This window comes from Sphingomonas sp., from assembly GCF_041661885.1.
In the GTDB taxonomy this organism is placed as follows: Bacteria; Pseudomonadota; Alphaproteobacteria; order Sphingomonadales; family Sphingomonadaceae; genus Sphingomonas.
Genome location: NZ_JBAZTL010000001.1, coordinates 240,038 through 262,073 on the forward strand (window position 1 = coordinate 240,038; position 22,036 = coordinate 262,073).

Genomic DNA, 22,036 nt, shown 5'->3' on the forward strand with positions numbered 1-22,036 from the left:
ACGAAGTGTGCAACGACTCGGCGCAACGATCAGCCGCTTCAACGTGGGGCAGGGCAGAAAGCCTTGCCCCAACCTCCCAAACTCCCGCACACACTGCCCGTCCGGATACAGGGGGGCTGTATGCGGGCGATAGAGGGGCGGGCGCTGGTGTTTTCCGGCATTCGCATAAAAGGTCGCCGGGGTCACATGAACTCAATTTCGATTGCGTCGGGCGTGCGGCTGGTTTCGCGCCTAAAGACCTATTTCAAGACCCGTGATTTCATCTTCCATGACGGGCGCGATCTGCAACGTTTCAGCCTTGGCGCGCGCGCGCAGGCAATGATGGCAGGCGTCGCGGGGGTCACCCTGTGCTTCTCCGCTTATGGCGTGGCGCAGGCGGCGGTGGGCGCTGTGGCGATGACGGGAATCGTCGGTGCGCCGCTATCGCCGGAAGCCAAGGTCGCCCAGATGCAGTTGCGTGTCAGCAAGATGCAGGCCGATGTTGCGACGATCAAGGCCGCTGCGCAGGCGCACGCCGCGCGCGTGGAGCAGCGTCAGGCGCTGCTGGTCGCGGTCGTATCCGGCAAGGGCGATGTCGCGGCCCTGTCAAAGCCGACGCCGACGATCGACGCCAAGGCCGATGCCCTCGCCGCCGATGTGGTCGCGCCGCTCAAGAAGGTCGAGCAACAGCAACTCGCCGTCGTCGTGCAGGCGCGCCGTGTTGCGGAGCAGCGCTTCGCCCGCGCCATTGCGCATGTCCGCAGCCTTGGTCTTGCTCCCGAGCGGTTGATGCAGCGCCAGCCCGCAATGGGGGGCCCGTTCGAAGCGGCCGACAGCGCGGTAGCCGAAGCCGATTTGCGCGCCGACACGCAATTTCGCTCGCTGTTCATGACCTGGAAGAAGCTCGATACGCTCGAACATGGCGTGATCGCAATTCCGTCGGCGCAGCCGGTTGAGCGTCTTGCCTTCACCAGCAATTACGGCATTCGCTCCGACCCGTTCCGCGGCGTCGCCGCGATGCACGCCGGGGTCGATATTCCGGGACCCGTGGGTACGCCCGTTTATGCCACCGCCGATGGCACGGTTGACCGTGCCGAACGCTCGGGCGGCTATGGCAATCTGGTCGAACTCGATCATGGCAAGGGCATTCAGACCCGCTACGGCCACCTCTCCAAGATCCTCGTCGAGGCGGGCACCCGCGTGCATCGTGGGCAGTTGATCGCGCTGATGGGTTCGACCGGGCGCTCGACCGGGCCGCATCTGCATTATGAAGTGCGTATCGATGGCCACGCGGTGAACCCGGTGCCCTTCCTGCAAACAGCGGATTACCTGCTGGCAGCGCAGGATCGATCGATCCAGGCGATCCCGGTCGCGGTGGGTGGGCCGGCTGCGGCGGACTGATCCGGTTGCCGATCGGGCTGCGACCTCCTATCTCTCGCTCATGTCCGCAATCCTTGCTCCTGAAATCGTATTGACCCCTTCCGCTGCCGCGCGTGTCGCGACGATTGCGGCGAAACAGGGCAAGCCTGCTATCCTGAGGCTTTCGGTCGATGGCGGGGGCTGTTCGGGCTTTCAATATCGATTTGGGTTTGCCGATTCGATCGAGGCTGATGATGCCGTTGCCGAGCAGGGCGAGGTTCGGCTGGTGGTCGATTCGGTCAGCCTTGATCTCGTGCGCGGTTCGGCGGTCGACTATGTCGAGGAACTTGGCGGCGCGGCCTTCAAGGTGACCAACCCCAACGCTGCGTCGGGTTGCGGTTGCGGTTCCAGCTTCTCGGTGTAACGTCCGCCCCGGACAAAGGGGCCTCGCCGCGTGAAGATCGTTACCTACAATATCAATGGCATCAAGGCGCGCTTGCCGCGCCTGTTGGAATATCTCGCCGAGCAGCAGCCTGACGTGGTGTGCCTGCAAGAACTCAAGACAAGTGATGAAACCTTTCCCGAGGCCGATATCCGTGCCGCCGGATATGGCGCGGTGTGGCATGGACAAAAGAGCTGGAACGGCGTGGCGGTGCTGGCGAAGGGGCAAGACCCGGTCGAGCGCCAGCGCGGCCTGGCGGGCGAGACCGAGGACGATCACAGCCGCTATCTCGAAACCGAAGTGGGTGGCGTGACGGTCGCATCGCTCTATTTGCCCAATGGCAACCCGCAGCCGGGCCCCAAATTCGACTATAAACTGCGCTGGATTGATCGGCTGGCGGCGCGCGCGAAGGCATTGCTGGCGGAGGAAACGCCGGTGGTGCTCGCGGGCGATTACAACGTCATTCCCAATGACGACGATACCTATTCGGTGCGCGCGATGCAGGATGATGCATTGATGCAACCCGAGAGTCGTGCGGGCTTCCGCGCGCTCCTCGCCCAGGGCTGGACCGATGCGCTGCGTACCCGCCATCCGGGCGGCGGGGTGTGGACATTCTGGGATTATCAGGCAGGGGCATGGCAGCGCGATGCCGGTTTCCGCATCGACCATCTGCTGCTGAGTCCGGTCGCCGCGGACCGGCTGATCGATGCCGGGGTCGACAAGGCGTATCGCGGGCGGGAAAAAGCCAGCGACCATGCGCCGACCTGGGTTCAACTGCGGTAGCGGCGGGCGCCCGATCGCGTGCCTGACGCCGGGAGACATCGAGGTGCTGCAACGTTATTGGTGGGGGGTGGCCTTGCTGATGGCCACCGCGTCCCCACTCCATGCCGAAGAGCGTGATTACTGCCCGACGCGTCCTGGCTTGGGAATTACGCCGTGCACCATTGCGCCCAAGCATGTGTCGGTGGAAGTGGCACTAACCGACTGGACGCTCGACAATCAGCCCGATCGGCGCACCGATGCGCTATTGGGCGGCGATACGGCGGTTCGCATTGGCTTGACCGACAGTGTCGAGGCGCAATTCGGGTGGACGCCCTACGCCCATGTTCGGACGCGCGACAAGGCGTCGCAAAGTGTGGCTACCGCAAAGGGAGTCGGTGACGCGACGATCGGCTTCAAGGCCAATCTGCTGCATCCAGATGGCGCCGGCTTGTCCATTGCCGTTCAACCGTTCGTGACGATTCCCGTCGCGCGCGTGCCGCTGGGTGCCGGCAATTGGGGCGGCGGCATCATCGCGCCGGTAACTTTCGATGTGACCAAAGCACTCAATCTTGCGGCGACGACCGAGGTGGATGCGGCGGTCGATGGCGATGGAATGGGGCGACACATCGCCTATTCCGAAATCGCGGGGCTGGACATCAAGATCGCCAGGACATTGTCCGCAACCTTTGAAGCCGAAGTGCTGCGGGACGAGGATCCGGCGGGCAAGACGACGCAAGCGCTTGCCTCCGGTTCGCTTGCCTGGCGAGCAAAGGATACGCTGCAATTCGATGCCGGTGCGGTGGCGGGGCTCAATCGCGCCGCCCCCGATGTTGAGCTCTATGTCGGCGTTTCGCAGCGATTTTGATCCTGGGGTTGGTGCTATCGAATAGCGTTCTATCCTGACATTTCGCAGAAAATCCTATTCACTTCCGGTTCAATAATTTCATTAAGATATTGAAATTATTATATTTAAGTGTTTGGCATGAGTAATGCACTAACACGGTGGCGGGCCGACCACCGGAACCCGCAAACCAAGCGGAGGACCGACCCGATGACCCATTTTTTCCTGATTGCCGCAAGCAGCTTGCTGACCCTTACCGCAACGCCCGTGGTGGCGCGCGACGCCAAGCCCGTTGCGACCGAAAGCCAGCCTGCCGGATCTGCCCAGCAGGCGGTAGATGGTAAATCCGCCACCAAATATTGCGTGATCGATCAACTGACCGGCTCGCGCATAGGTCACAAAACCTGCAAGACCCGTCAGCAGTGGATTGCCGACGAGGGATACGATCCGCTCGCCAAATAGGTGCGAGAAATGAGCGGTGCTGCGAACCCCGGCAGCACCGCTTCACCGCACTACAGCGTCTTTTCGTAGATCCAGTAGCGCTTGTTGATCGTGCAATTAATCGCCTCGGCGATGGACCGCATTCCTTGATTGTCGTCGAGAATCCAGCCAATTTCGCCGCGCGTCGCACCATAATTGGCGACCGATGCGCGCTTGATATATTCGATCATCATGAAAGCGAGCTGGCTCGCCAGGCGAGACGATTGCAGCTCTTTCAACACCCCCATTAGCGGGACGCGCATCGTTCTGACGCGCGGACGACGCAACCACAGCAGCAGCTTTGCCCAACCGAAGGGGAACAAATTGCCCCGGAGCGGCATGATCGCTTCGTTGAGGTCGGGCAGGGTAATCATGAACGCAACCGGTTTGCCATCCAGTTCGGCGATGCGGATGAGGTCGTTGAAGACGATTGGCTTCAGTTTCACGCCGACATCTTTTATCTCGGGCGCGGTCAACGGCACAAAGCCCCAGTTATCCGACCATGCGTCGTTGAGGATGGTCAGGATGATGTCGGCTTCTTCTTCGAATTTATTCTTGTCGACGTTGCGGATGCGGATGCGCGGGTTCTTTTCGCCCGAGGCGATGATCCGTTGCAGCAACGGCGGGAAATCCTTTGTGATGTCGAGCTCATAGGTCAGCAATTCCTTAACCTTGGTATAGCCCGCCGCCTCGATCCAGCCGCGATATTCGGGCTTGGCATGGCCCATCATAATCGTCGGCGGGTGGTCGAACCCTTCGACCAACAGGCCCGGCTCTTCCCACACCGACATGCTGATCGGCCCCAGCACACGGTTCATCCCCTGATTGCGCAGCCACCCCTCGGCGGCGTTGATCAACGCCTGCGCCGTGGTTGCATCCTCGGCGTCGAGCAGGCCGAACTGCCCGCAACCGGGGCCGAAGCCCTTGGAGGGGTTCATCGCCAGCGCCAGCGTATCGATATGCGCGGAAACCCGCCCGACCACCTTGCCGTCGCGTTCGGCCAGGAACAATTGTGCCTTGGCATGGCTGAACCAGCCATTTTTGGCGGGGGTGATGAGGCCGAGCGCCTCCCCCTTCAATGGGGGAACCCAATTGGGGTCGTTGGCATAGAGGCGGAACGGTAAATCGACGAAACGCTTGCGATCGGCCTTGCTGTCGATCGGGCGAATGGAAAGCGGAGCATTGGCCACGGGCAGGTCACCTCAAGGAAAGCGAGCGAGCAGTCTCGCGTGGGGTCGCCGCTGTCAAGCGCGGCGCGTGTCCCCTGTTGTTGCCACCATCTAGCCACTATCTTCCGCCAATGGCCAATCCCATGAACAGTTCGCTTTCCCTTGATCGTCATGGCGGTGCGTCCGCCGCGCTTTCGCCGCGCGTGCGGTTGTCGACCATCCCCGACGACAAGGCGATGCTGCGGACCGCAGCCGAACTGACCCGCGATCTGAATGCGCCCAACCCGGCGATTTATTGGACCGACCTGCTGGTTTCCGCGAGCATCGGATATGGCGCACTTGCGGTCGCGCTGAGCGTCGGGTCGGTTGGATGGATCATCGCGGCAGGCGTGGTCGCGGTACTGGCCTTGTACCGCGCGGGCAGCTTCATCCACGAGGTGACGCATATCCGGCACAGCGCGTTGCCCGGTTTTCGTTTCGGCTGGAATGTGATTGCCGGCGTGCCGTTGCTGGTGCCCTCGTTCATGTATGAAGGCGTTCACAATCTGCACCACGCGCGCACGCGCTATGGCACGATCGACGATCCTGAATATCTACCGCTGGCATCGATGAAGCCGTGGACGTTGCCGATTTTCATCCTGACCTCGCTTCTCGCGCCGGTTGCGTTGCTGGTGCGCTATGCCGTGCTGACGCCGTTGTCGCTGGTCGTACCGGGGATGCGCCGGGTGTTGATCGAGCGTTATTCCTCGCTTTCGATCAACCCGTCCTTCCGGCGGCGCCTTCCGGAGGGGTCGGCGGCGGTGCAATGGCGTTGGCTGGAGGCGGCGTGCAGCGTCTGGGCGATCACATTGGTTGCGCTGGTTGCAAGCGGCGTGTTCCCGCTAGGCAAATTTGCGATCGTGTTGGCGGTCACCTCGGGCGTCTATGTGCTCAACCAGATTCGCACTCTGGTCGCGCATTTGTGGGACAATGACGGGGAAGTGATGACCGTCACCGCGCAATATCTCGATTCGGTCAACGTACCGCCGCCCGCGACGCTGCCGCTTTTGTGGGCACCGGTTGGTTTGCGATTCCACGCGCTGCACCATTTGCTGCCGGGTGTGCCCTATCATGGCCTGGCCGAGGCGCACCGTCGGCTGGTGGCGGCGCTCGATGCAGATTCGCCCTATCACAAGGCGAATTATGCGGGGCTGCCGGGGCTCGTCGCGCGGCTGGTCCGCAGTACGATGGGACGCCGCGCTTAAGTCCGCGCAGGCTCATCACTTTATCGGCGGCCCTTGCAAGGTTGCAAGGCAGAGGCCGCGGATGAGCAAGCCGCGACGGCGAAGAGTGCGACGCTCCAACCCAGCGCCATGCGCCGCTATTCCTCGGTGCGGATCAGCACCGCTTCGCCGATCATGAAGAACAGCAGGAAGGGTGCCCAGGCCGCGAGGAAAGGGGGGTAGGCCCCCAGATTGCCCATCGCCAGCGCGAAATTGTCGGCAACGAAATAGAGAAATCCAAGCATCATCCCGATCACCGCGCGGATGAACAGCTTGCCCGACCGCGCCAGACCGAAGGCGGCAACGGCGCCCAGCAACGGCATCAGCACCGATGAGAGTGGCCCCGCCAGCTTGTGCCACATGGCCCCTTCCAAGGCCTTGGTCGGGCGACCACCCGCCTTGAGGTCGGCGATCGCATCGCGCAGGGCACCGAAGGACAGTCCATTGGCGTCGATGTTCGACAGCGCAAATTGGTCGGGCCGCACATCGCGGCCAATCACCACGGTCCCGACATGGACCAATTTGCCGCTCGCAACGTCAAAGCGTGTCGCCGGGCCGACTTTCCAACCGTCTGCGACCCGCACCCCTGCCTTGGCAGTGATGATGCCGACGAGATTGCCACCGGTGCGATCGAACAGCGTAATGCCCGACAGCCGCGTTGCATCGCCGCGCCCCCGGACCTGATCGACTTGCAGCAAATCATCGCCATCGCGTACCCACACGTTGGTGCGGTCGCCCCGGTCGACCGGAACCGGTCCATATTCGACCTTCTGCCATTGATCGAGCGTGGCGGTCGCGCGGCTGACGATACGATCGTTAAAGGTGAAGGAGATGAAGGCGACGCCAAGGCTGGCAATCAACAGCGGTGCCAGCACCTGATGCGCCGACATGCCGGACCCTTTCAGCGCGATGACTTCGCTATTCTGGTTGAGCGTCGACAGCGTGATGATCGTGCCAAGCAACACCGAGAAGGGCAGGAATTGTGCGATGATTTCGGGGATTCGCAGCGAAAGATAGCGCAGGATCTCGGGCTGGCCGTTCTCGGCATGGGCCAGGATGTGGCCCGATTCGGTCAGCAGATCGAGCGCCTGCAACACCAACACCAGCATCATCAGCACAGCGAACGTGCGCGTCAGGAACATCTTGCCCATATAGAGCGCAACGGTGCGCGAGGGGAAAAGGTCGAGCGCAGTCATGCCGCAGCTTCCTGCAAGCGGGCGGCGTCACGTCTGCCGGGCATCAATTTGCCAATCGCCTTGCCGAGCTTCGAGAACACACGCTCCAGTGCGCCGATCGGCTGCCCGCCGGGCACGAAGGCGATGGTGTAAAACATCCACAGCGTCAGGCCGGTAAACACCGCAAACGGGATCCAGATTGCCAGCACCGGATCGATCTTGCCGAGGCCCCCCACCGCCTGGGCATATTCGTTCACCTTGTGATAGGCGACGATCATGATGATTGCGAGGAAGACGCCGAGCGCCGAGGTCGAGCGCTTCGGCGGGATACCGAGCGCGAGTGCCAGCAATGGCAGCACCAGAATCGACAGCACTTCGGCGGTGCGGAAGTTGAAGGCGGCGCGACTGGTGTCGCGTTCTTCCTTGGTGGCACCGTAGTCGGTGCCGACCTTGACCAATTCGGGCAGAGTGCGCTCGAGATTTTCGCCACCGCGGATGCGGAAGCTTTCGGTCTTGGGCAGCGAAATCGGCAAGCTGAACGCGGTGAAACGCAGCACGCGCGGCGAGGCAACACCTGCTTCGCTGCGGATCAGCGTGCCGTCGCTCAGCCGGAAGATGATCTCGTCGGGATTGTCGATCGCGAAGAACTGCCCGCTGGCGGCGGTAACGGCGATCGAACCGCCCTTGCCATCATCGCGGCGCAGAAAGATGCCGGAAAGCTTGCGACCATTGTCGTGGCTCTGTTCGATTCGCAGCGTCATGCCATTGCCGAAATGGGTAAATTCGCCGACTTTGATCGAAGCGCCGAGCGCGCCGGTCCGCAGTTCGAAGCGCAGCTTTTCGTAATTATAACGGGCGTCGGGCTGCACGAAGCCGACAATGGCAAAGTTGAGCAGCCCAAGCGTGATCGCATACATATAGGGCACGCGCAGCATCCGCGGATAGCTCATGCCGACCGCGCGCATCACGTCGAGTTCGGACGATGTGGCGAGCTTGCGGAAGGCGAGCAGCGTGCCGAGCAACAGCCCGACCGGAATGCCCAGCCCGAAATATTCGGGCAGCAAATTGGCCAGCATCCGCCATACCACGCTGACCGGGCCGCCCTCGGTCGCCACGAAATCGAACAGGCGCAACATGCGGTCGAGCACCAGCAGCATCGCGAAGATGACCAGTGTCGAGAACAGCGGCACCGCGATCAATCGGGCCATGTAGCGATCGATGGATTTCATGATGGTAGGAAGCTGGCCTCTGGCCGGAGGGGAAGGGGAACCCGCATCACGCGGCTATATCGGCGCGCGAGCCGTCCGTCAGCTACGAAATCACGCGGCGGCAACAGGGGCGGGTGCCGCGCGCATCGACCGCGCTTCGAGCGCCGCGGCAATCGCGCGTTCGAGCCCGGCCAGCGTGAAGGGCTTGCGCAGGACGTGGTGCCCGCCAAATTCAACCTCGCCGCCCGCTTCGCCGGCGTAACCGGTGACGAACAGCACCGCCATGTCGGTATGACGATGGAGGAGTGCGGCGACCATTTCGGGGCCGGTTTGCCCCGGCATCAACACGTCGGACATCAGCAAATCGACATGGGCGAGCTGATCGAGCGCAGCCGGTGCCGCCAGTGGATCGCTGCAGGCGACGGGCCGGTGCCCGAGTTCGTGCAAGGCGCCGATCGTCGCGGTCAGGACGCGTGGATCGTCTTCCACGACAAGGATGTCGAGCGCGGGGGTATCGGGCAGATCGATCGCAGCACTTTCGGAATGCGGCTCAACGACGGGGCCGTCCGCGTAGCGCGGTAGGTAGATCGTAACCGTGGTGCCCCGCCCGACCTCCGAGCGAAGCCCCACCTCGCCCTCGGCCTGCCGCACGAAGGCGAACACCTGGCTGAGGCCGAGACCAGTGCCCTTGCCGGCGGGCTTGGTGGTAAAGAAAGGTTCGAACACGCGCTCCAGTAATTCGGGCGTCATGCCGCAGCCGGTGTCGGCGACGCTGAGCGCGACATATTCCCCAGCGCGGCACGTGCCCACCGCACCCTCGGCCAGCGTCTCGGCGGCAGCGGTAATGGTCAACTGGCCACGCCCGTTCATCGCGTCGCGGGCGTTGACGGCAAGGTTCAGTACGGCGTTTTCAAGCTGGTGCCGATCCGACCGCACCAGCCAGGCAGCGTCGTCCGCTGCATGGACTGTAACCTCGATACCGTCGCCAAGCGTGCGGTCGAGCAAGTCGGACATGCCCTTGACCAGGGCGACCGGCTCGATCGGTTCCGAGCGCAACGCCTCCTCGCGCGAGAAGGCGAGTAACTGCCGGGTCAGCGCGGCGGCGCGGTTGGCGCCATCGGCGGCATTGTCGATGTGGCGGCGCGCGGCGGCAGGATCGCCGTTAATCTGCCGCTTGGCCAGTTCGAGACCGCCCAGAACCACCGCCAGCATGTTGTTGAAGTCATGCGCGATGCCGCCGGTCAATTGACCGACCGCTTCCATCTTCTGGACCTGACGCAACTTGCTTTCCTGCGCCAACAGCACGGCGGAGGCGCGGGCGACCGCGGCTTCCAGCTCGACGGCGCGATCGCGCTCGGCCTCGGCCTCGGCGCGGGCGGTTGCGCGTTGGCCAAGCGCGGTCACCGTCAGCCAGCCGAGCGCAATCGCCCCCAGCACCAGCAGCACGCCGAACACCGACAAGGCGCTGGCAATGCCGCTCGATCGCGCGACCGAACGCATCGCGTCGCCGGTGCGACGGGCGAGCAACGTGCGTTCCTGAGTCCCGATCCGGTCGAGCAACAGGTCGATCCTGGTCAGCGATGGCGATTCGCGGGTCTTGTAGAACAATGCGAGCGCCTGGGCGTTTTTGCCATAGAGCGTGCTGCGCGCGGTCAATGACAGCTCCTCGCGCCGCGCTTCAAAGGCTTGGCGCAACTGCTTGAGCAGCACCTGCTGTTCGCGATTGTCGTGCGTGATCTGGTCGAGCCGCGCCAATTGTTGCCCGGCCAATTGCCAATCGGCCGAATAGGCCTGGCCAAGCGTGGTATCGGCGCTGATGACATAGCGGCCAAGCGCCGCTTCGGCATGCGCCATCGTCCCGGCCAAATTGGCCGAGAGGATCATCACCTCATAACTGTGCGTCTGCAATGCCAGCGCGCGATCACGCTGACGGTTCGCCTCGGCAAGCGTCAGATTGAGCGCGACCAGCACCAATGCGCCCAACACCGCCACCACGACCAGGGTGACGGTACGCCAGGCTTCGCCAGACGGGTCCGCTTCTGTTGCCTCGGCCACTGTCCCGCTCATGTCAGCGATTTAGCCCAAGGGAGCATTGTTGAACAGGCGGCGAACGGTGGTCAGCCGATCGCACCAGTGGCACGCCCTGCGGCGGCGAACATCGTCAACACCGTGGCGATTTGTTCGGGCGTATGTTCGGCGCAGAGCGAGCAGCGCAGCAGATAGGTGCCAGCAGGCGTCGCTGGTGGCCGCGCCATATTGACGTAAAGCCCGCCATCGAGCAGCGCCTGCCACATCGCCACCGCCTGTTCCTGATCGTTCAGGATGATCGCGATGATCGCGCTGTCGGGCGTCTCGGTGCCGAGCTTGAAGCCAAGCGCCTTCAACCCGCCATGCAGCGACCGGGCATTCTCCCACAATTGCTGGCGCTTTTTGTGGGCGTGCTTCAGCTTGCGGATCGAGGTGGCGGCGGTGGCGACGACCGACGGCGGCAGCGAGGCGGTGAAGATATAGGGGCGGCAGGCGAGGCGGATCGCCTCGAACTTCGGATGGTTAGAAATGCAGAAACCACCGACGGTGCCGACCGATTTGGAGAAGGTGCCGACGACGAAATCGACATCGCCTTCGCAGCCTTGCCCCTCATACACGCCGCGCCCGTTGGGGCCGTAAAAGCCCATCGAATGCGCTTCGTCGCTCAGCACCATTGCCCCGTGCTTCTTGGCGACGGCGACCATTTCCTTCAGCGGCGCGATGTCACCGAGCATCGAATAGACGCCCTCCAGCACGACGAGCTTGCCCGGCTCCTTGGGCAGGCGACCGAGCCGCTTGTCGAGATCCTCGACGCTGTTGTGGCGGAAGCGCACGATCTCGGCATTGCCCTGCTGGCAGCCATCATAGATCGAGGCATGGCTGTCGGCGTCGAGGATGACATATTCGCCTTTGCCGGCGAGCGTCGAGATCATGCCGAGATTGGCCATGTATCCGGTCGAAAACACGATCGCGCCCGACACGCCGTAGAAATCGCGCAGCGCATCCTCGACCTCGATATGGTCGCGGAAGGTGCCGTTGAGCATCCGGCTGCCATTGGTGCCGGAGCCAAACTGGTCGAGTGCGGCGTGCCCCGCGGCGATCACGTCAGGATCGAAGGTCATCCCCATATAATTGTAGGTGCCGAGCAGGATGGTGTCGCGCCCTGCGATGACGGCTTCGGTCGGGGATTTCACCTGCTCCATCACGATCGCGAAGGGGTCGGTCACGCCGGTGTCGATCAGCGCCTGACGCTCGGCGATCAGCGCATCGAATTTCGACATCAAGTCGCGCTCGGGTGCGATCGTGGCGGGATCGGCGGGAAGGCTTTCGGGGGCTAGGCCGGCATCGCTCATCGGATCAACCCTTCAGCTTCGCGACGGCATCGACCAATTGGCCGACGCTTTCGATTTCCGCCTGCATGTTCATGGTGATGATGATGTCGAATTCATCCTCGATCGCTGCGACGAAATCCATCACGGTCAGGCTGTCCCATTCGAGATCGCCCTGGAACGTCGTCGTATCGCTCAGCGTGACGCCCTTCTTGTTGAAGGGTTCGATCTGCGCGGTAACGGTATCGTAAATGGCCTGACGGTCGCTCATGCTCGGTCCTTGAAGTGATGTGTCGGCTGTGCCGCCAAAATGCGGCGGCTTTATAGCAAGCCTATAACAAGCCGTTCGCGCGATACCATGCCGCCGTTGCGGCAAGGCCTTGCGGGGTCGGCATCTGCGGCACCCACATCGCCGGATCGGGGCGCTTGGCGGGGGAGGCGGTCCAGTCCGGATGGCAGAGATAGCCGACGCGGTCGGCGGTCAGCTTTGCGCCCTTCCCGCGGAACATCTGGTCGACATGGGCGGCAAGCGACAGGATCGCCTTGGGCAGTGCGACCGGCAGCACTTTGTGGCCAACCGCAACGCCGATCGCGCGGATCAGGTCGCCGTGGGTCCACCCGCCCGCGCGGCCATCGTCCGGCTCGTAGATTTTGTGTGCCGGGCCTGCCTCCGCAAGCGCGAGCAGCAAGGCGGCGACATCGCCGACCTCGATCACCGATACGCGGCCCGCCGGAGGGAGCAGCGCGATCCCCATTTTGGCCATGCGGAACAGGTCGCGCATTTCCATGTCGCCGGGGCCATAGATGGCGGGTGGCCGCACCATCGCCCAATCGAGGCTGGACTTGGCGACGACCTGTTCGGCCTCATATTTGGACCAGCCATAGATCGACAGGCTCGGCTCGCGCGCGGCGAGCGAGGAGACGTGGACGAAACGGCGAACCCTGGCGCGCTCGGCGGCATCCACGACGGCTTGCGTGCCGGTGATGTTCCCAGCGACGAATCCAGAGCGATCAGGCGCGTTGACGACACCCGCGACGTGGATCACGGCGTCCGCGCCCGTCACCAGCCGGTCGAGCGCGTCGGGCGTATCGAGTGCACCCTCGATCCACACCACGCCTGCCCGCGCGGGCTGCGGGCGACGGGTGAGCGCGCGCACGTCATGCCCGGCGGCGAGCGCAAGATCGATCAGGCGCGATCCGACAAAGCCGGTGCCGCCGGTGGTGGCGAGGATGGTCACAGCATTTGTCCTCCAGGTCCTTCCCCGGCGAAGGCCGGGGGCCAGTTGAGAGGCCTCTCGGGATCGCGCGAGGCGCCAGAGTTACTGCCGCATCGTAACTGGGCCCCGGCCTTCGCCGGGGAAGGAACTAGGGGGCGGCTCACTTTCACACCAGCGCCATATGATTGCGGTGGATCAACGCCGCACGCGGGGCATAGCCAAGGATCGCGGCATGTTCGTCGCTGCGCTTGCCGGTGATCGCGGCGGCATCGGCGGCATCATATTCGCTCAGGCCCCGCGCCAGCGTGCGCCCGTCGGGCCCGACCACGGACAGCAGATCACCGCGCGCAAAACTGCCCGAAATCTGCGTCGCCCCGGCGGCGAGCAGGCTCTTGCCGTCCGCGAGCGCGCGCGCCGCGCCTGCGTCGATCATGATCTCACCCTTTGCGGTGAGTCCGCCCGCCAGCCAGGCCTTGCGCGCAGGTGCGGCGCGTTCGGCAGCGAACACCGTGCCGCGCGCGGTTGCGTCGAACGTCGCGAGCGGATGTTCGGCATGGCCGGACACGATCGCGAGCTGCGCCCCGGCGGCAGTGGCGATGCGCGCGGCGGCGATTTTCGAGACCATCCCGCCCGATCCCATGCCCGACCCCGATCCGCCATCGGCCATCGCCTCGATCCGCGCATCGATTCGCTCGACGCGTTCGATCAGCGTGGCGTCGGGGTTGGTGTTGGGGTTGGCGTCGTAGAGGCCAGCGACGTCGGACAGCAGGATCACACCCTGCGCGCCCGCCGCCTGCGCCACGCGCGCGGCGAGCCGGTCATTGTCGCCGAAGCGGATTTCCTCAGTGGCGACGCTGTCATTTTCGTTGATGACCGGCACCACGCCCAGCGACAGCAGCCGCCCAAGCGTGGCGGCAGCGTTGAGATAGCGGCGGCGATCCTCGAGATCGTCAAGCGTGACCAGCATCTGCGCGGCGGTCAGGCCCTCGGCGGCGAGCAGTTCGGCCCAGACGCCCGACAGTGCGATTTGCCCGGTAGCAGCGGCGGCTTGGGCATCTTCCAGGCTGGCGCGGCCGCCCTTGGGCAACTTCAAGCGCCGCGCGCCAAGCGCGATTGCGCCCGAGGACACCACCGCGATTTCCTGGCCTAGCCGCACGCGCGCGGCGATGTCGGCGACCAAACTCGCCAGCCAGGCCCGACGCACGGTCCCGTCGGGCGCGACAAGCAGCGACGAACCGACCTTGACGATCAGGCGAGGTGTGGAGGCAGGGGAAAAGGCGGACATTGTGACTGCGTTAGCGCGCGTTACCGCTCTCGCCAACCGTCGCGTGGTTTCAGTCGCGCGCGAAAATCTCGGCGTGCGGGATCGTTACGTCGAGGGCGGGCAAGGCGACGTCGGTTGGCGCGTCATAGGCGATGTCGGTCCAGCCGCTCGGGCCGGTACGCTGGATGATCCGCAGCCGCTCGGTGGCGATGTCGACAAAGACGATCGTGTCGACGCTTGGCAGTGCCTTATATTCGTCGAGCTTTACGCGCAGGTCGGTGCGTGCGGTGCCTGCGGAGAGGACCTCGAAGAGGACCCGAGGATCGTTAAACGCCTTCGCATCATCGTCCTCTGCGCCGTCCCGGCCACAATAAACCGAAAGGTCCGAATACCGGACCGAATGGTCGCGCGTGCGGGCGGCCATATCGGAATTATACGGCGTGCATCCCGTGCCACGAAGACGAACGGCAAGCGCGACGTAGAGATTTCCCTGCACACGCGCATGTCTGGCGGTGCCGCCTGCCATCATCCGAATCACGCCGTTATCGAGTTCGGCTTTGCGGTCGCCAAAATCGATCTCGAGAAAGTCCTCGGCGGTCAGCAGCGGATAGACGGGTTGCGTGGCCATGTGGCGCTTATACCAGAGGACGCGCGCGTCTCAAACAGGCGACCACTCGCCCGGTGGCGTGTCATCGTCGCGCGCGGGGGCGCCTTCCGCCGGGCCGATCACCTCGATCAGCCGGTCGACCACCGCCTCAATGCCTGCGCCGCCCGCGCCCGACATCGGCAGAACATCGGCCTTGCTCGCGCGCTTGAGCTTGGTGACGAGCTTCTTCACCTCGGCGGGATCGAGCGCGTCGATCTTGTTGAGGCCGATCACTTGCGGCTTATCCACAAGCCCTGCGCCATAGGCGTCGAGTTCTGCACGGACGATCCGGTAGTTTTCCACAGGGTTATCCTCGGTCGCATCGACCAGGTGGAGCAACACCTTGCAGCGTTCGATGTGCCCCAGAAAGCGGTCGCCAATCCCGGCACCGTCCGCTGCACCCTCGATCAGGCCGGGAATGTCGGCGACGACGAATTCGCGATTGTGGCGGCTGACCACGCCCAGTTGCGGGCGCACCGTGGTGAAAGGATAGGCACCGACCTTGGCCTGCGCATTGGTCACCGCATTGATGAAGGTCGATTTTCCGGCATTGGGAAGGCCCACCAGTCCGGCATCGGCGAGCAGCTTCAGCCGCAGCCACACCCACATTTCCTGATAGGGCCAGCCCGTACCGTGTTGGCGCGGGGCGCGGTTGGTCGAGGTCTTGTAGGTGGCGTTGCCGCGACCGCCATCGCCGCCGCGCAGGAACACGACCCGTTCGCCGGGAACGGTGAAATCCGCGAGCACCTCTTCCTTATCCTCGCTCAGCACCTGCGTGCCAATGGGCACGCGGATGATGAGATCGTCGCCGCCTGCGCCAGTGCGGTTCGAGCCCGATCCGCCATGCCCGCGCGGGGCGCGGAAATGCTGCGTGTAGCGGAAGTCGATCAGCGTGTTGAGACCGGCGACGGCCTCGAACACGATGTCGCCGCCCTTGCCGCCATTGCCGCCGTCCGGGCCGCCATATTCGATGTACTTCTCCCGCCGGAAGCTGACGGCACCGGGGCCGCCCGCGCCCGACCGGACGAAGATCTTTGCTTGGTCAAGAAAATGCATGACCGCTCTTTAGCGGAAATTGCGATTTTAGCCAGTCAGGCTGGCAGCACGCTGCGCGAGGCGATCAAAGCGCGCGTGGCGATGGTCCGCGCGGCTTCCGGCGGCAGGCCCAGCGCGCTCGCCATCGCCTTGCCGAGCAGCGCATCGCCCATCGCCATCAGCACGAGCTGGAGCGTGTCCTCGTAGATCGGCTTTCCCGAATCCTCATCCTCGGCCAGTTCGTCGACCAGTCGGTGGATCGCGTTGAGCACGGGGTCGAGCGCATCGTGATTGCCCGACAGAATCATCCACGTGGCCATCGCCCCCGCGCCGTGGGCGAAGGCGTCGAAGGTGAGATCGACCACTTCGCGCGGATCGGCTTCGCCCACGCGTGCACGCTTCGCCGCCGCGCCGATTTGCGCTGTGATCGAATCCGCCAGATGCGTGATGAGCGCCTTTTGCAGGTCCGCCGCCGAGCCGAAATGATGCAGCAAATTGGCGTGCGTCCGCCCGATCCGCGCCGCTACGGCTTTGAGCGTGACGGCTTGCGGGCCCTGTTCGACCAGCAACGCACGCGCAGCCTCAATCGCGGCGTCCCGCGATTCCTCCGGGGTAAGCCGTTTGCGCACTATTGACACGAGTGTAAGTAGCTCATAGTTTCGGACCTGTTATTCCCCGCTGTACGGAGTTTTTCGTGGCGAAAGCAACAAGTCCTGCAGATCTGTCGATCACGCCGCGCGATCTGCGCTTCGGGCGCGGCACGCCGATGCGGCGGTGGTGGCTCAATAACGATCCGTTTGCGACCGCCTTCTACAATGCGCTGTCGGTGACGTTTCCCAAGGGCGAGGGGTTTTTCATCGAAAGCGTGCGCAATTTCCGCGAGGGCACGCCGCCGCGCCTGCACGCCGAGATTCAGGCGTTCATCAAGCAGGAAGTGATCCACACGCGCGAACATATCGCCTTCAACCGTCATGTCACCGATCAGGGCTATGACGTGACGCTGCTGGAGCGGCATATCGACGAGGCGCTGGCGCTGACCAAGGGGCGTCCGCCGATCGCGAGCCTGGCTGCGACGATGGCGCTGGAGCATTTTACCGCGATGCTTGCGCATCAATTGATCGCCGATCCGCGCCATCTGGCGGGCGGGGATGAACAGGCGGCGGCGTTGTGGCGCTGGCACGCCGCCGAGGAGATCGAGCATAAGGGCGTAGCCTACGACACCTGGCTCCACGCGACGCGCGACTGGTCGCGGTGGCAGCGCTGGAAGATCAAGGCGCTGGTTATGATCGGCACGACGCAGAAGTTTTTCGCTGGGCGGTACAAGGGCATGCTCGAGCTGCTGCGGCAGGACGGCATTACCGGCGCGCGGGCGCATCTCGGGATTCTGTGGTATGCGCTTGGGCAGCCGGGGATGGCGCGGAAAATCCTCGGGGCATGGCTCGCTTTCTTCCTGCCGGGCTTTCATCCGTGGAAGCATGACGACCGCGCGTTGATCGCGCTGGCGGAAAGTGATTATGCTGCGGCGGTGCTGCCGAGGGCGGTGGTCGCGGCTTAGCGGCCGACGATACCTTGGTTCGCCCTGAGCTTGTCGACGAGCAAGATTTCCAGTCTTCAGCCGTCATCTCCGCGCAGGCGGGGATCCATACATGTTGGCCTCACCGCTCCTCAACGATCGCTACGATTATAGATTCCCGCCTGCGCGGGAATGACGATCATGGGGGAAGACGACGTCGTCCCGTTAAAATACCGGCTCCTCGCCCGGCTTCTCCGGCACGTGAATGCCGCATTCGACCTTTTCCCAGCCGCGCCAACGCCCGGCGCGCGGGTCTTCACCGGGGTGCACCTTGCTCGTGCACGGCGCGCAGCCGATCGAGGGATAGCCCTCGGCTTCCAGCGGATGGCGCGGCAATTGGTGTTCGGCGAAATAGGCATCGAGCTGGGCTTTGTCCCAATCCGCCAGCGGGTTGAGCTTCAGGCGGCCCTCATCCTCCTCAAAGCGCGGCATCGCCTTGCGCGTGCCCGCCTGGAAGCCCTTGCGGCCTGAAATCCACGCGTCGAACGGGCTGAGCGCGCGGCGCAGCGGCTCGACCTTGCGCAGGTCGCAGCAGCCGTCGGGATCGTAATTCCAGCGCAAGCCCGTGCCGTCCTTCGCCGCGAGCAGACGCGGATTGGGCCGGAACACGCGCAAATCCGTAAAGCCAAGCTGCTCCGACACTTGATCGCGATAGGCCAACGTTTCCCCGAAAATCTTCTGCGTGTTGAGGAAGATCACCGGAATATCGCGGTCGATTTGCGCGATCAGGTGGAGCAGCACCGCGCTTTCGGCACCAAACGATGATACCGCCGCGACGCGCCCTTTGAGCTCGCCGGTCAACAGTTCGCCCAGCATCTCGCTGGTGCCAACCCCGGCGAAACGCGCTTCCATCGCCGCTGCATCGGCGGCGGAAAAGGGCGTGACGTCGATCAGGTCGAGCTTGCGGGCCGTGCTAGCCATGCCGCAGCGCCCAGACCGGTACGCGCCCGTCGGCGGCCTTTTGATAGACATTCTCGTAGCGCGAAAGCGCGGCTTCGAGCGTGGCGGGATCAATCTCCGCTTGCGGCGCGAAGCTGTCAAAGCCGCAGCGCTTCATCAGCGGCATCTGGTCAACCAGGACATCCCCTTGCGCACGCAGTTCGCCGGTATAGCCCGCCTCGCGCAGCACGCGCGCGGCGGAGTAACCACGGCCATCGCGGAATGTGGGGAAGCTCACTTCGACCAATGCAATCCGGTCGAGATAGGGCAGCAGCGCGCGCGCATCGTCGCCCGCCTCAAGTCGTACGGCGGTGGCGTTGGTCTGCGAATCGAGGAACGCGTCGAGCGTGACGGCGGGCTCGTCATGCGGTTGCTCAACCATAAAGCGCCTCCTTGAAGGGGTCCATGCCGACGCGGCGATAGGTGTCGAGGAAGCGCTCGCCCGCTTCGCGTTTGGCGAGATAGACGTTGGTCACGGTTTCGACCGCATCGACGATGCCGTCCTCGTCAAAGCCGGGGCCGGTGATCTTGGCGAGGCTGGTATCCTCCGCGCCCGATCCGCCGAGCAGCAATTGGTAATTTTCGGTGCCCTTCTTGTCGACGCCGAGGATGCCGATGTGCCCGGCATGGTGATGGCCGCAGGCATTGATGCAGCCGCTGATCTTGAGCTTCAATTCGCCAAGGTCGCGCTGGCGGTTCTGGTCGGCGAAGCGCGTGGCGATCTTCTGCGCGACCGGGATCGAGCGTGCATTGGCGAGGCTGCAATAATCGAGACCGGGGCAGGCGATGATGTCGCTGATGAGGTCGAGATTGGCGGGGGCGAGCCCGGCACCGTCGAGCGCCTGCCAAATGGCGTAAAGATCGGCCTTGCGGACATGCGGCAGGACGATGTTCTGTGAATGCGTCACGCGCAGTTCGTCGAAGCTGTAGCGCTCGGCGAGATCGGCCATCAGGTCGATCTGTTCGGCGGTGGCGTCGCCGGGGATGCCGCCGGTGGGCTTCAGGCTGATCGTGACGATCGCATAGCCCGGCTGCTTGTGCGCGGCGGTGTTCTGATCGACCCAGACCGCGAAATCGGGATCGCTGCGGTCGATCGTCTCCGGTGCATCGGCTGCGAACGCGGGAGAGGCAAAGAAGGCGGTGATGCGCTCGAACTCTGCCTTGGGCGGATCGAGCCCGAGCGATTTGACGTGCGCGAACTCTTCCTCGACCTGGCGGCGATAGTCGTCGGCGCCGATTTCGTGAATCAGGATCTTGATCCGCGCCTTGTAGATATTGTCGCGGCGGCCATGGCGATTGTACACGCGCAGGCACGCTTCGACATAGCTCAGCAAATCGTCGGCGGTGACGAAATCCTTGATCTCGGGGGCGATCATCGGGGTGCGGCCCATGCCGCCGCCGACATAAATACGCCCGCCGAGCACGCCGTCACGCTTCACCAACTGAATGCCGATGTCGTGCAGCCGCATCGCCGCGCGGTCTTCCTCGGCCCCGATCACCGCGATCTTGAACTTGCGCGGCAGATAGCTGAATTCGGGGTGGAAGGTGCTCCACTGGCGCAGCAATTCCGCCCACACGCGCGGATCGGCGACTTCGTCGGCGGCGGCGCCAGCATATTGGTCGGACGAGATGTTGCGGATGCAATTGCCGCTGGTCTGGATCGCGTGCATCTCGACCGTCGCCAGATCGGCAAGGATGTCGGGCGCGTCGGACAGTTTGATCCAGTTATACTGGATGTTCTGGCGCGTGGTGAAATGGCCGTAGCCACGATCATATTTGCGCGCGATCGTCGCCAGCATCCGCATCTGGCGGCTGTCGAGCGTGCCATAGGGGATGGCGACGCGCAGCATATAGGCGTGGAGCTGCAGATACAGGCCGTTCATCAGCCGCAACGGCTTGAACTGGTCCTCGGTGATCTGCCCCGCCAGACGGCGCTTTACCTGATCGCGAAACTCCTCGACGCGCGCGTCGATGATCTGCTGGTCGTATTGGTCGTATTTATACATTGTGATTCTCGCGGAGACGCGGAGACGCGGAGAAAAGAAGAAAAATTGGTTCGCGCAGAGGCGCGGAGGACGCAGAGGGGCTGGGTGACGGGAGACCGCCCGCGTCAGAGGGAAGGGATGACCCTGCGACTACGGAAGATGAGGGCCGCTGCGCGGCAATTAAGCGGCCTCTGCGTCCTCCGCGCCTCTGCGCGAACAAACCTTCTTTTCCGCGTCTCCGCGCCTTCGCGTGCAAAAAGATCATATGACCCAGCTTCCCGCAGCGGGGTCGGCAGGCTTCAAGGTCAGATCAGGCCGCACCGTCGGCCCGAGCGCGCGGACGCGGTCCTTGATGTGCGCGGGGCGGGGCCCCTCGGGCGTGGCGGTGGCGTCGATCACATAGGCACCGTTGACGCGGCGTGCGCCTTCCTCGGCGCGGGCAACGCTTTCGCCCTGGTCGCCCACATCGACGGCATCCTCGACATGGCGCGACCAGGTCGAGCCCGTCCACCACAGCACATCACCCGTCGGCAAATCGTTTCCGGTCAGCAGTTTCAAGCAACAGACTCCGCAATTCGGGCCCAGCGGCCCAATTTGTCCTCGGCATCGGACAGATCGACAACCTCCCCCACCACGATGATCGCAGGCGAGCCGACCTTCTCGCGCTCGACCATCGACCCCAAATCGGCGAGCAACGTGCGGATTGCGCGGTGGCCGTCGAGCGTGCCGCGTTCGAGCACCGCGACCGGCATTTCGGGGGCGACGCCATCGCGCATCAACTTGTCGGCAATGTCGGCGGCGGTGGCGACGCCCATATAGATGACAAGCGTGCGGCCCTTGCCAGCCAACCCCGACCAATCCTGATCGGCCAGGCCCTTGCACTGGCCCGCGACGAAGCTCACCGCGCTCGAATGGTCGCGATGCGTCAACGGCAGCATCGCCTCGGCGGCACAGCCAAGCGCCGCCGACACGCCGGGGATAACCTCCACCGGCAATCCGGCAGCGCGCACCGCCTCGACCTCTTCACCGCCGCGGCCGAAGATAAACGGGTCGCCACCCTTCAGCCGCACCACGATCGCGCCGGTCTTCACATGCGCGATAATGAGGGCGTTGATCGCCTCCTGCGGCAGCGTGTGCCGCGCACGCCGTTTGGCGACCGAAATGCGCTGCGCCATCGCGGGGGCGATGTCGAGTACGCGCGGATCGATCAGTCCATCATGTACGACGACATCGGCGCTTTCGAGCGCCGCGACCGCGCGCACGGTCAACAGGCCGGGGTCACCGGGCCCGGCACCGACAAGGATCACGCGGCCGCGCGGGGTGGGGTCGAGAAGCGTTGCCATC

General features: G+C 64.0%; 23 protein-coding genes. 7 read left to right on the forward strand and 16 right to left on the reverse strand.

The annotated features are described in order from the left end of the window. The first annotated feature begins 186 nt into the window (after positions 1–186). From WC704_RS01175 to WC704_RS01195, 5 genes are all read left to right on the forward strand, one after another. Positions 187–1,380, forward strand: coding sequence for a M23 family metallopeptidase (locus WC704_RS01175; RefSeq protein WP_372888162.1), 1,194 nt, complete (start codon positions 187–189; stop codon positions 1,378–1,380). Positions 1,381–1,420: 40 nt separating this feature from the next. Further along, positions 1,421–1,762 (forward strand): iron-sulfur cluster insertion protein ErpA, encoded by a 342-nt coding sequence (gene erpA, locus WC704_RS01180; protein ID WP_372888163.1) that lies wholly within the window; start codon positions 1,421–1,423, stop codon positions 1,760–1,762. Positions 1,763–1,792: 30 nt separating this feature from the next. Next, positions 1,793–2,563: an exodeoxyribonuclease III gene (xth, locus tag WC704_RS01185; protein WP_372888164.1), complete on the forward strand. Its 771-nt coding sequence runs from the start codon at positions 1,793–1,795 to the stop codon at positions 2,561–2,563. Continuing rightward, entirely contained in the window at positions 2,535–3,407 is an 873-nt protein-coding gene (locus tag WC704_RS01190; protein WP_372888165.1) for a transporter, read from the forward strand. The genes xth and WC704_RS01190 overlap by 29 nt, the downstream gene beginning before the upstream one ends. 186 nt (positions 3,408–3,593) lie before the next feature. Continuing rightward, a complete protein-coding gene (locus WC704_RS01195; RefSeq protein WP_372888166.1) occupies positions 3,594–3,845 on the forward strand; it encodes a hypothetical protein in 252 nt (83 codons plus the stop codon). Between the two features lie 50 nt (positions 3,846–3,895). Here the strand turns inward: WC704_RS01195 and WC704_RS01200 are convergent, their stop codons facing one another. Continuing rightward, positions 3,896–5,053: an N-acetyltransferase gene (locus WC704_RS01200; RefSeq protein ID WP_372888167.1), complete on the reverse strand. Its 1,158-nt coding sequence runs from the start codon at positions 5,051–5,053 to the stop codon at positions 3,896–3,898. Positions 5,054–5,175: 122 nt separating this feature from the next. Between WC704_RS01200 and WC704_RS01205 the strand changes: the two genes are divergently transcribed. Further along, positions 5,176–6,276, forward strand: a complete 1,101-nt coding sequence (locus WC704_RS01205) for a fatty acid desaturase (RefSeq protein WP_372888168.1) — start codon at positions 5,176–5,178, stop codon at positions 6,274–6,276. A 116-nt stretch (positions 6,277–6,392) separates the two neighbouring features. Here the strand turns inward: WC704_RS01205 and lptG are convergent, their stop codons facing one another. The 10 genes from lptG to WC704_RS01255 all read right to left on the reverse strand — a co-directional run bounded on the left by lptG (position 6,393) and on the right by WC704_RS01255 (position 16,833). Beyond that, on the reverse strand, positions 6,393–7,490 hold the full coding sequence (gene lptG, locus WC704_RS01210) for an LPS export ABC transporter permease LptG (RefSeq protein ID WP_372888169.1): 1,098 nt from the start codon (positions 7,488–7,490) through the stop codon (positions 6,393–6,395). Further along, positions 7,487–8,698 (reverse strand): LPS export ABC transporter permease LptF, encoded by a 1,212-nt coding sequence (lptF, locus tag WC704_RS01215; RefSeq protein WP_372888170.1) that lies wholly within the window; start codon positions 8,696–8,698, stop codon positions 7,487–7,489. Before lptF ends, lptG begins: the two co-directional genes overlap by 4 nt. 90 nt (positions 8,699–8,788) lie before the next feature. Continuing rightward, entirely contained in the window at positions 8,789–10,744 is a 1,956-nt protein-coding gene (locus WC704_RS01220; RefSeq protein WP_372888171.1) for an ATP-binding protein, read from the reverse strand. A 50-nt stretch (positions 10,745–10,794) separates the two neighbouring features. Further along, complete coding sequence (locus tag WC704_RS01225) at positions 10,795–12,057, reverse strand: aminotransferase class I/II-fold pyridoxal phosphate-dependent enzyme (protein WP_372888172.1); 1,263 nt, start codon at positions 12,055–12,057, stop codon at positions 10,795–10,797. Positions 12,058–12,061: 4 nt separating this feature from the next. After that, positions 12,062–12,304, reverse strand: a complete 243-nt coding sequence (locus WC704_RS01230) for an acyl carrier protein (protein ID WP_372888173.1) — start codon at positions 12,302–12,304, stop codon at positions 12,062–12,064. Between the two features lie 61 nt (positions 12,305–12,365). After that, a complete protein-coding gene (locus WC704_RS01235) occupies positions 12,366–13,271 on the reverse strand; it encodes an SDR family oxidoreductase (protein ID WP_372888174.1) in 906 nt (301 codons plus the stop codon). Between the two features lie 145 nt (positions 13,272–13,416). Then, the gene (gene proB, locus WC704_RS01240; protein WP_372888175.1) at positions 13,417–14,535 is read right to left on the reverse strand and encodes a glutamate 5-kinase; all 1,119 of its coding nucleotides are present in this window, start codon (positions 14,533–14,535) and stop codon (positions 13,417–13,419) included. Positions 14,536–14,584: 49 nt separating this feature from the next. Next, positions 14,585–15,142: a Uma2 family endonuclease gene (locus WC704_RS01245; RefSeq protein ID WP_372888176.1), complete on the reverse strand. Its 558-nt coding sequence runs from the start codon at positions 15,140–15,142 to the stop codon at positions 14,585–14,587. A gap of 30 nt (positions 15,143–15,172) precedes the next feature. Beyond that, a complete protein-coding gene (gene obgE, locus WC704_RS01250) occupies positions 15,173–16,216 on the reverse strand; it encodes a GTPase ObgE (protein ID WP_372888177.1) in 1,044 nt (347 codons plus the stop codon). A gap of 35 nt (positions 16,217–16,251) precedes the next feature. Then, a complete protein-coding gene (locus WC704_RS01255; protein ID WP_372888178.1) occupies positions 16,252–16,833 on the reverse strand; it encodes a TetR/AcrR family transcriptional regulator in 582 nt (193 codons plus the stop codon). A gap of 56 nt (positions 16,834–16,889) precedes the next feature. Here WC704_RS01255 and WC704_RS01260 point away from each other — a divergent pair, with 56 nt between their 5' ends. Next, entirely contained in the window at positions 16,890–17,750 is an 861-nt protein-coding gene (locus tag WC704_RS01260) for a metal-dependent hydrolase (RefSeq protein ID WP_372888179.1), read from the forward strand. A 183-nt stretch (positions 17,751–17,933) separates the two neighbouring features. On the opposite strand, the gene WC704_RS01265 is transcribed toward WC704_RS01260, so the two are convergent. The 5 genes from WC704_RS01265 to cobA all read right to left on the reverse strand — a co-directional run bounded on the left by WC704_RS01265 (position 17,934) and on the right by cobA (position 22,035). Further along, a complete protein-coding gene (locus WC704_RS01265) occupies positions 17,934–18,689 on the reverse strand; it encodes a phosphoadenylyl-sulfate reductase (RefSeq protein WP_372888180.1) in 756 nt (251 codons plus the stop codon). Then, positions 18,682–19,089: a DUF934 domain-containing protein gene (locus WC704_RS01270; protein WP_372888181.1), complete on the reverse strand. Its 408-nt coding sequence runs from the start codon at positions 19,087–19,089 to the stop codon at positions 18,682–18,684. Before WC704_RS01270 ends, WC704_RS01265 begins: the two co-directional genes overlap by 8 nt. Then, entirely contained in the window at positions 19,082–20,713 is a 1,632-nt protein-coding gene (locus WC704_RS01275) for a nitrite/sulfite reductase (protein ID WP_372888182.1), read from the reverse strand. Before WC704_RS01275 ends, WC704_RS01270 begins: the two co-directional genes overlap by 8 nt. Positions 20,714–20,953: 240 nt before the next feature. Further along, entirely contained in the window at positions 20,954–21,250 is a 297-nt protein-coding gene (locus tag WC704_RS01280; protein WP_372888183.1) for a DUF2849 domain-containing protein, read from the reverse strand. Continuing rightward, positions 21,247–22,035, reverse strand: a complete 789-nt coding sequence (cobA, locus tag WC704_RS01285) for a uroporphyrinogen-III C-methyltransferase (RefSeq protein WP_372888184.1) — start codon at positions 22,033–22,035, stop codon at positions 21,247–21,249. The genes WC704_RS01280 and cobA overlap by 4 nt, the downstream gene beginning before the upstream one ends. Position 22,036 lies beyond the last annotated feature (1 nt).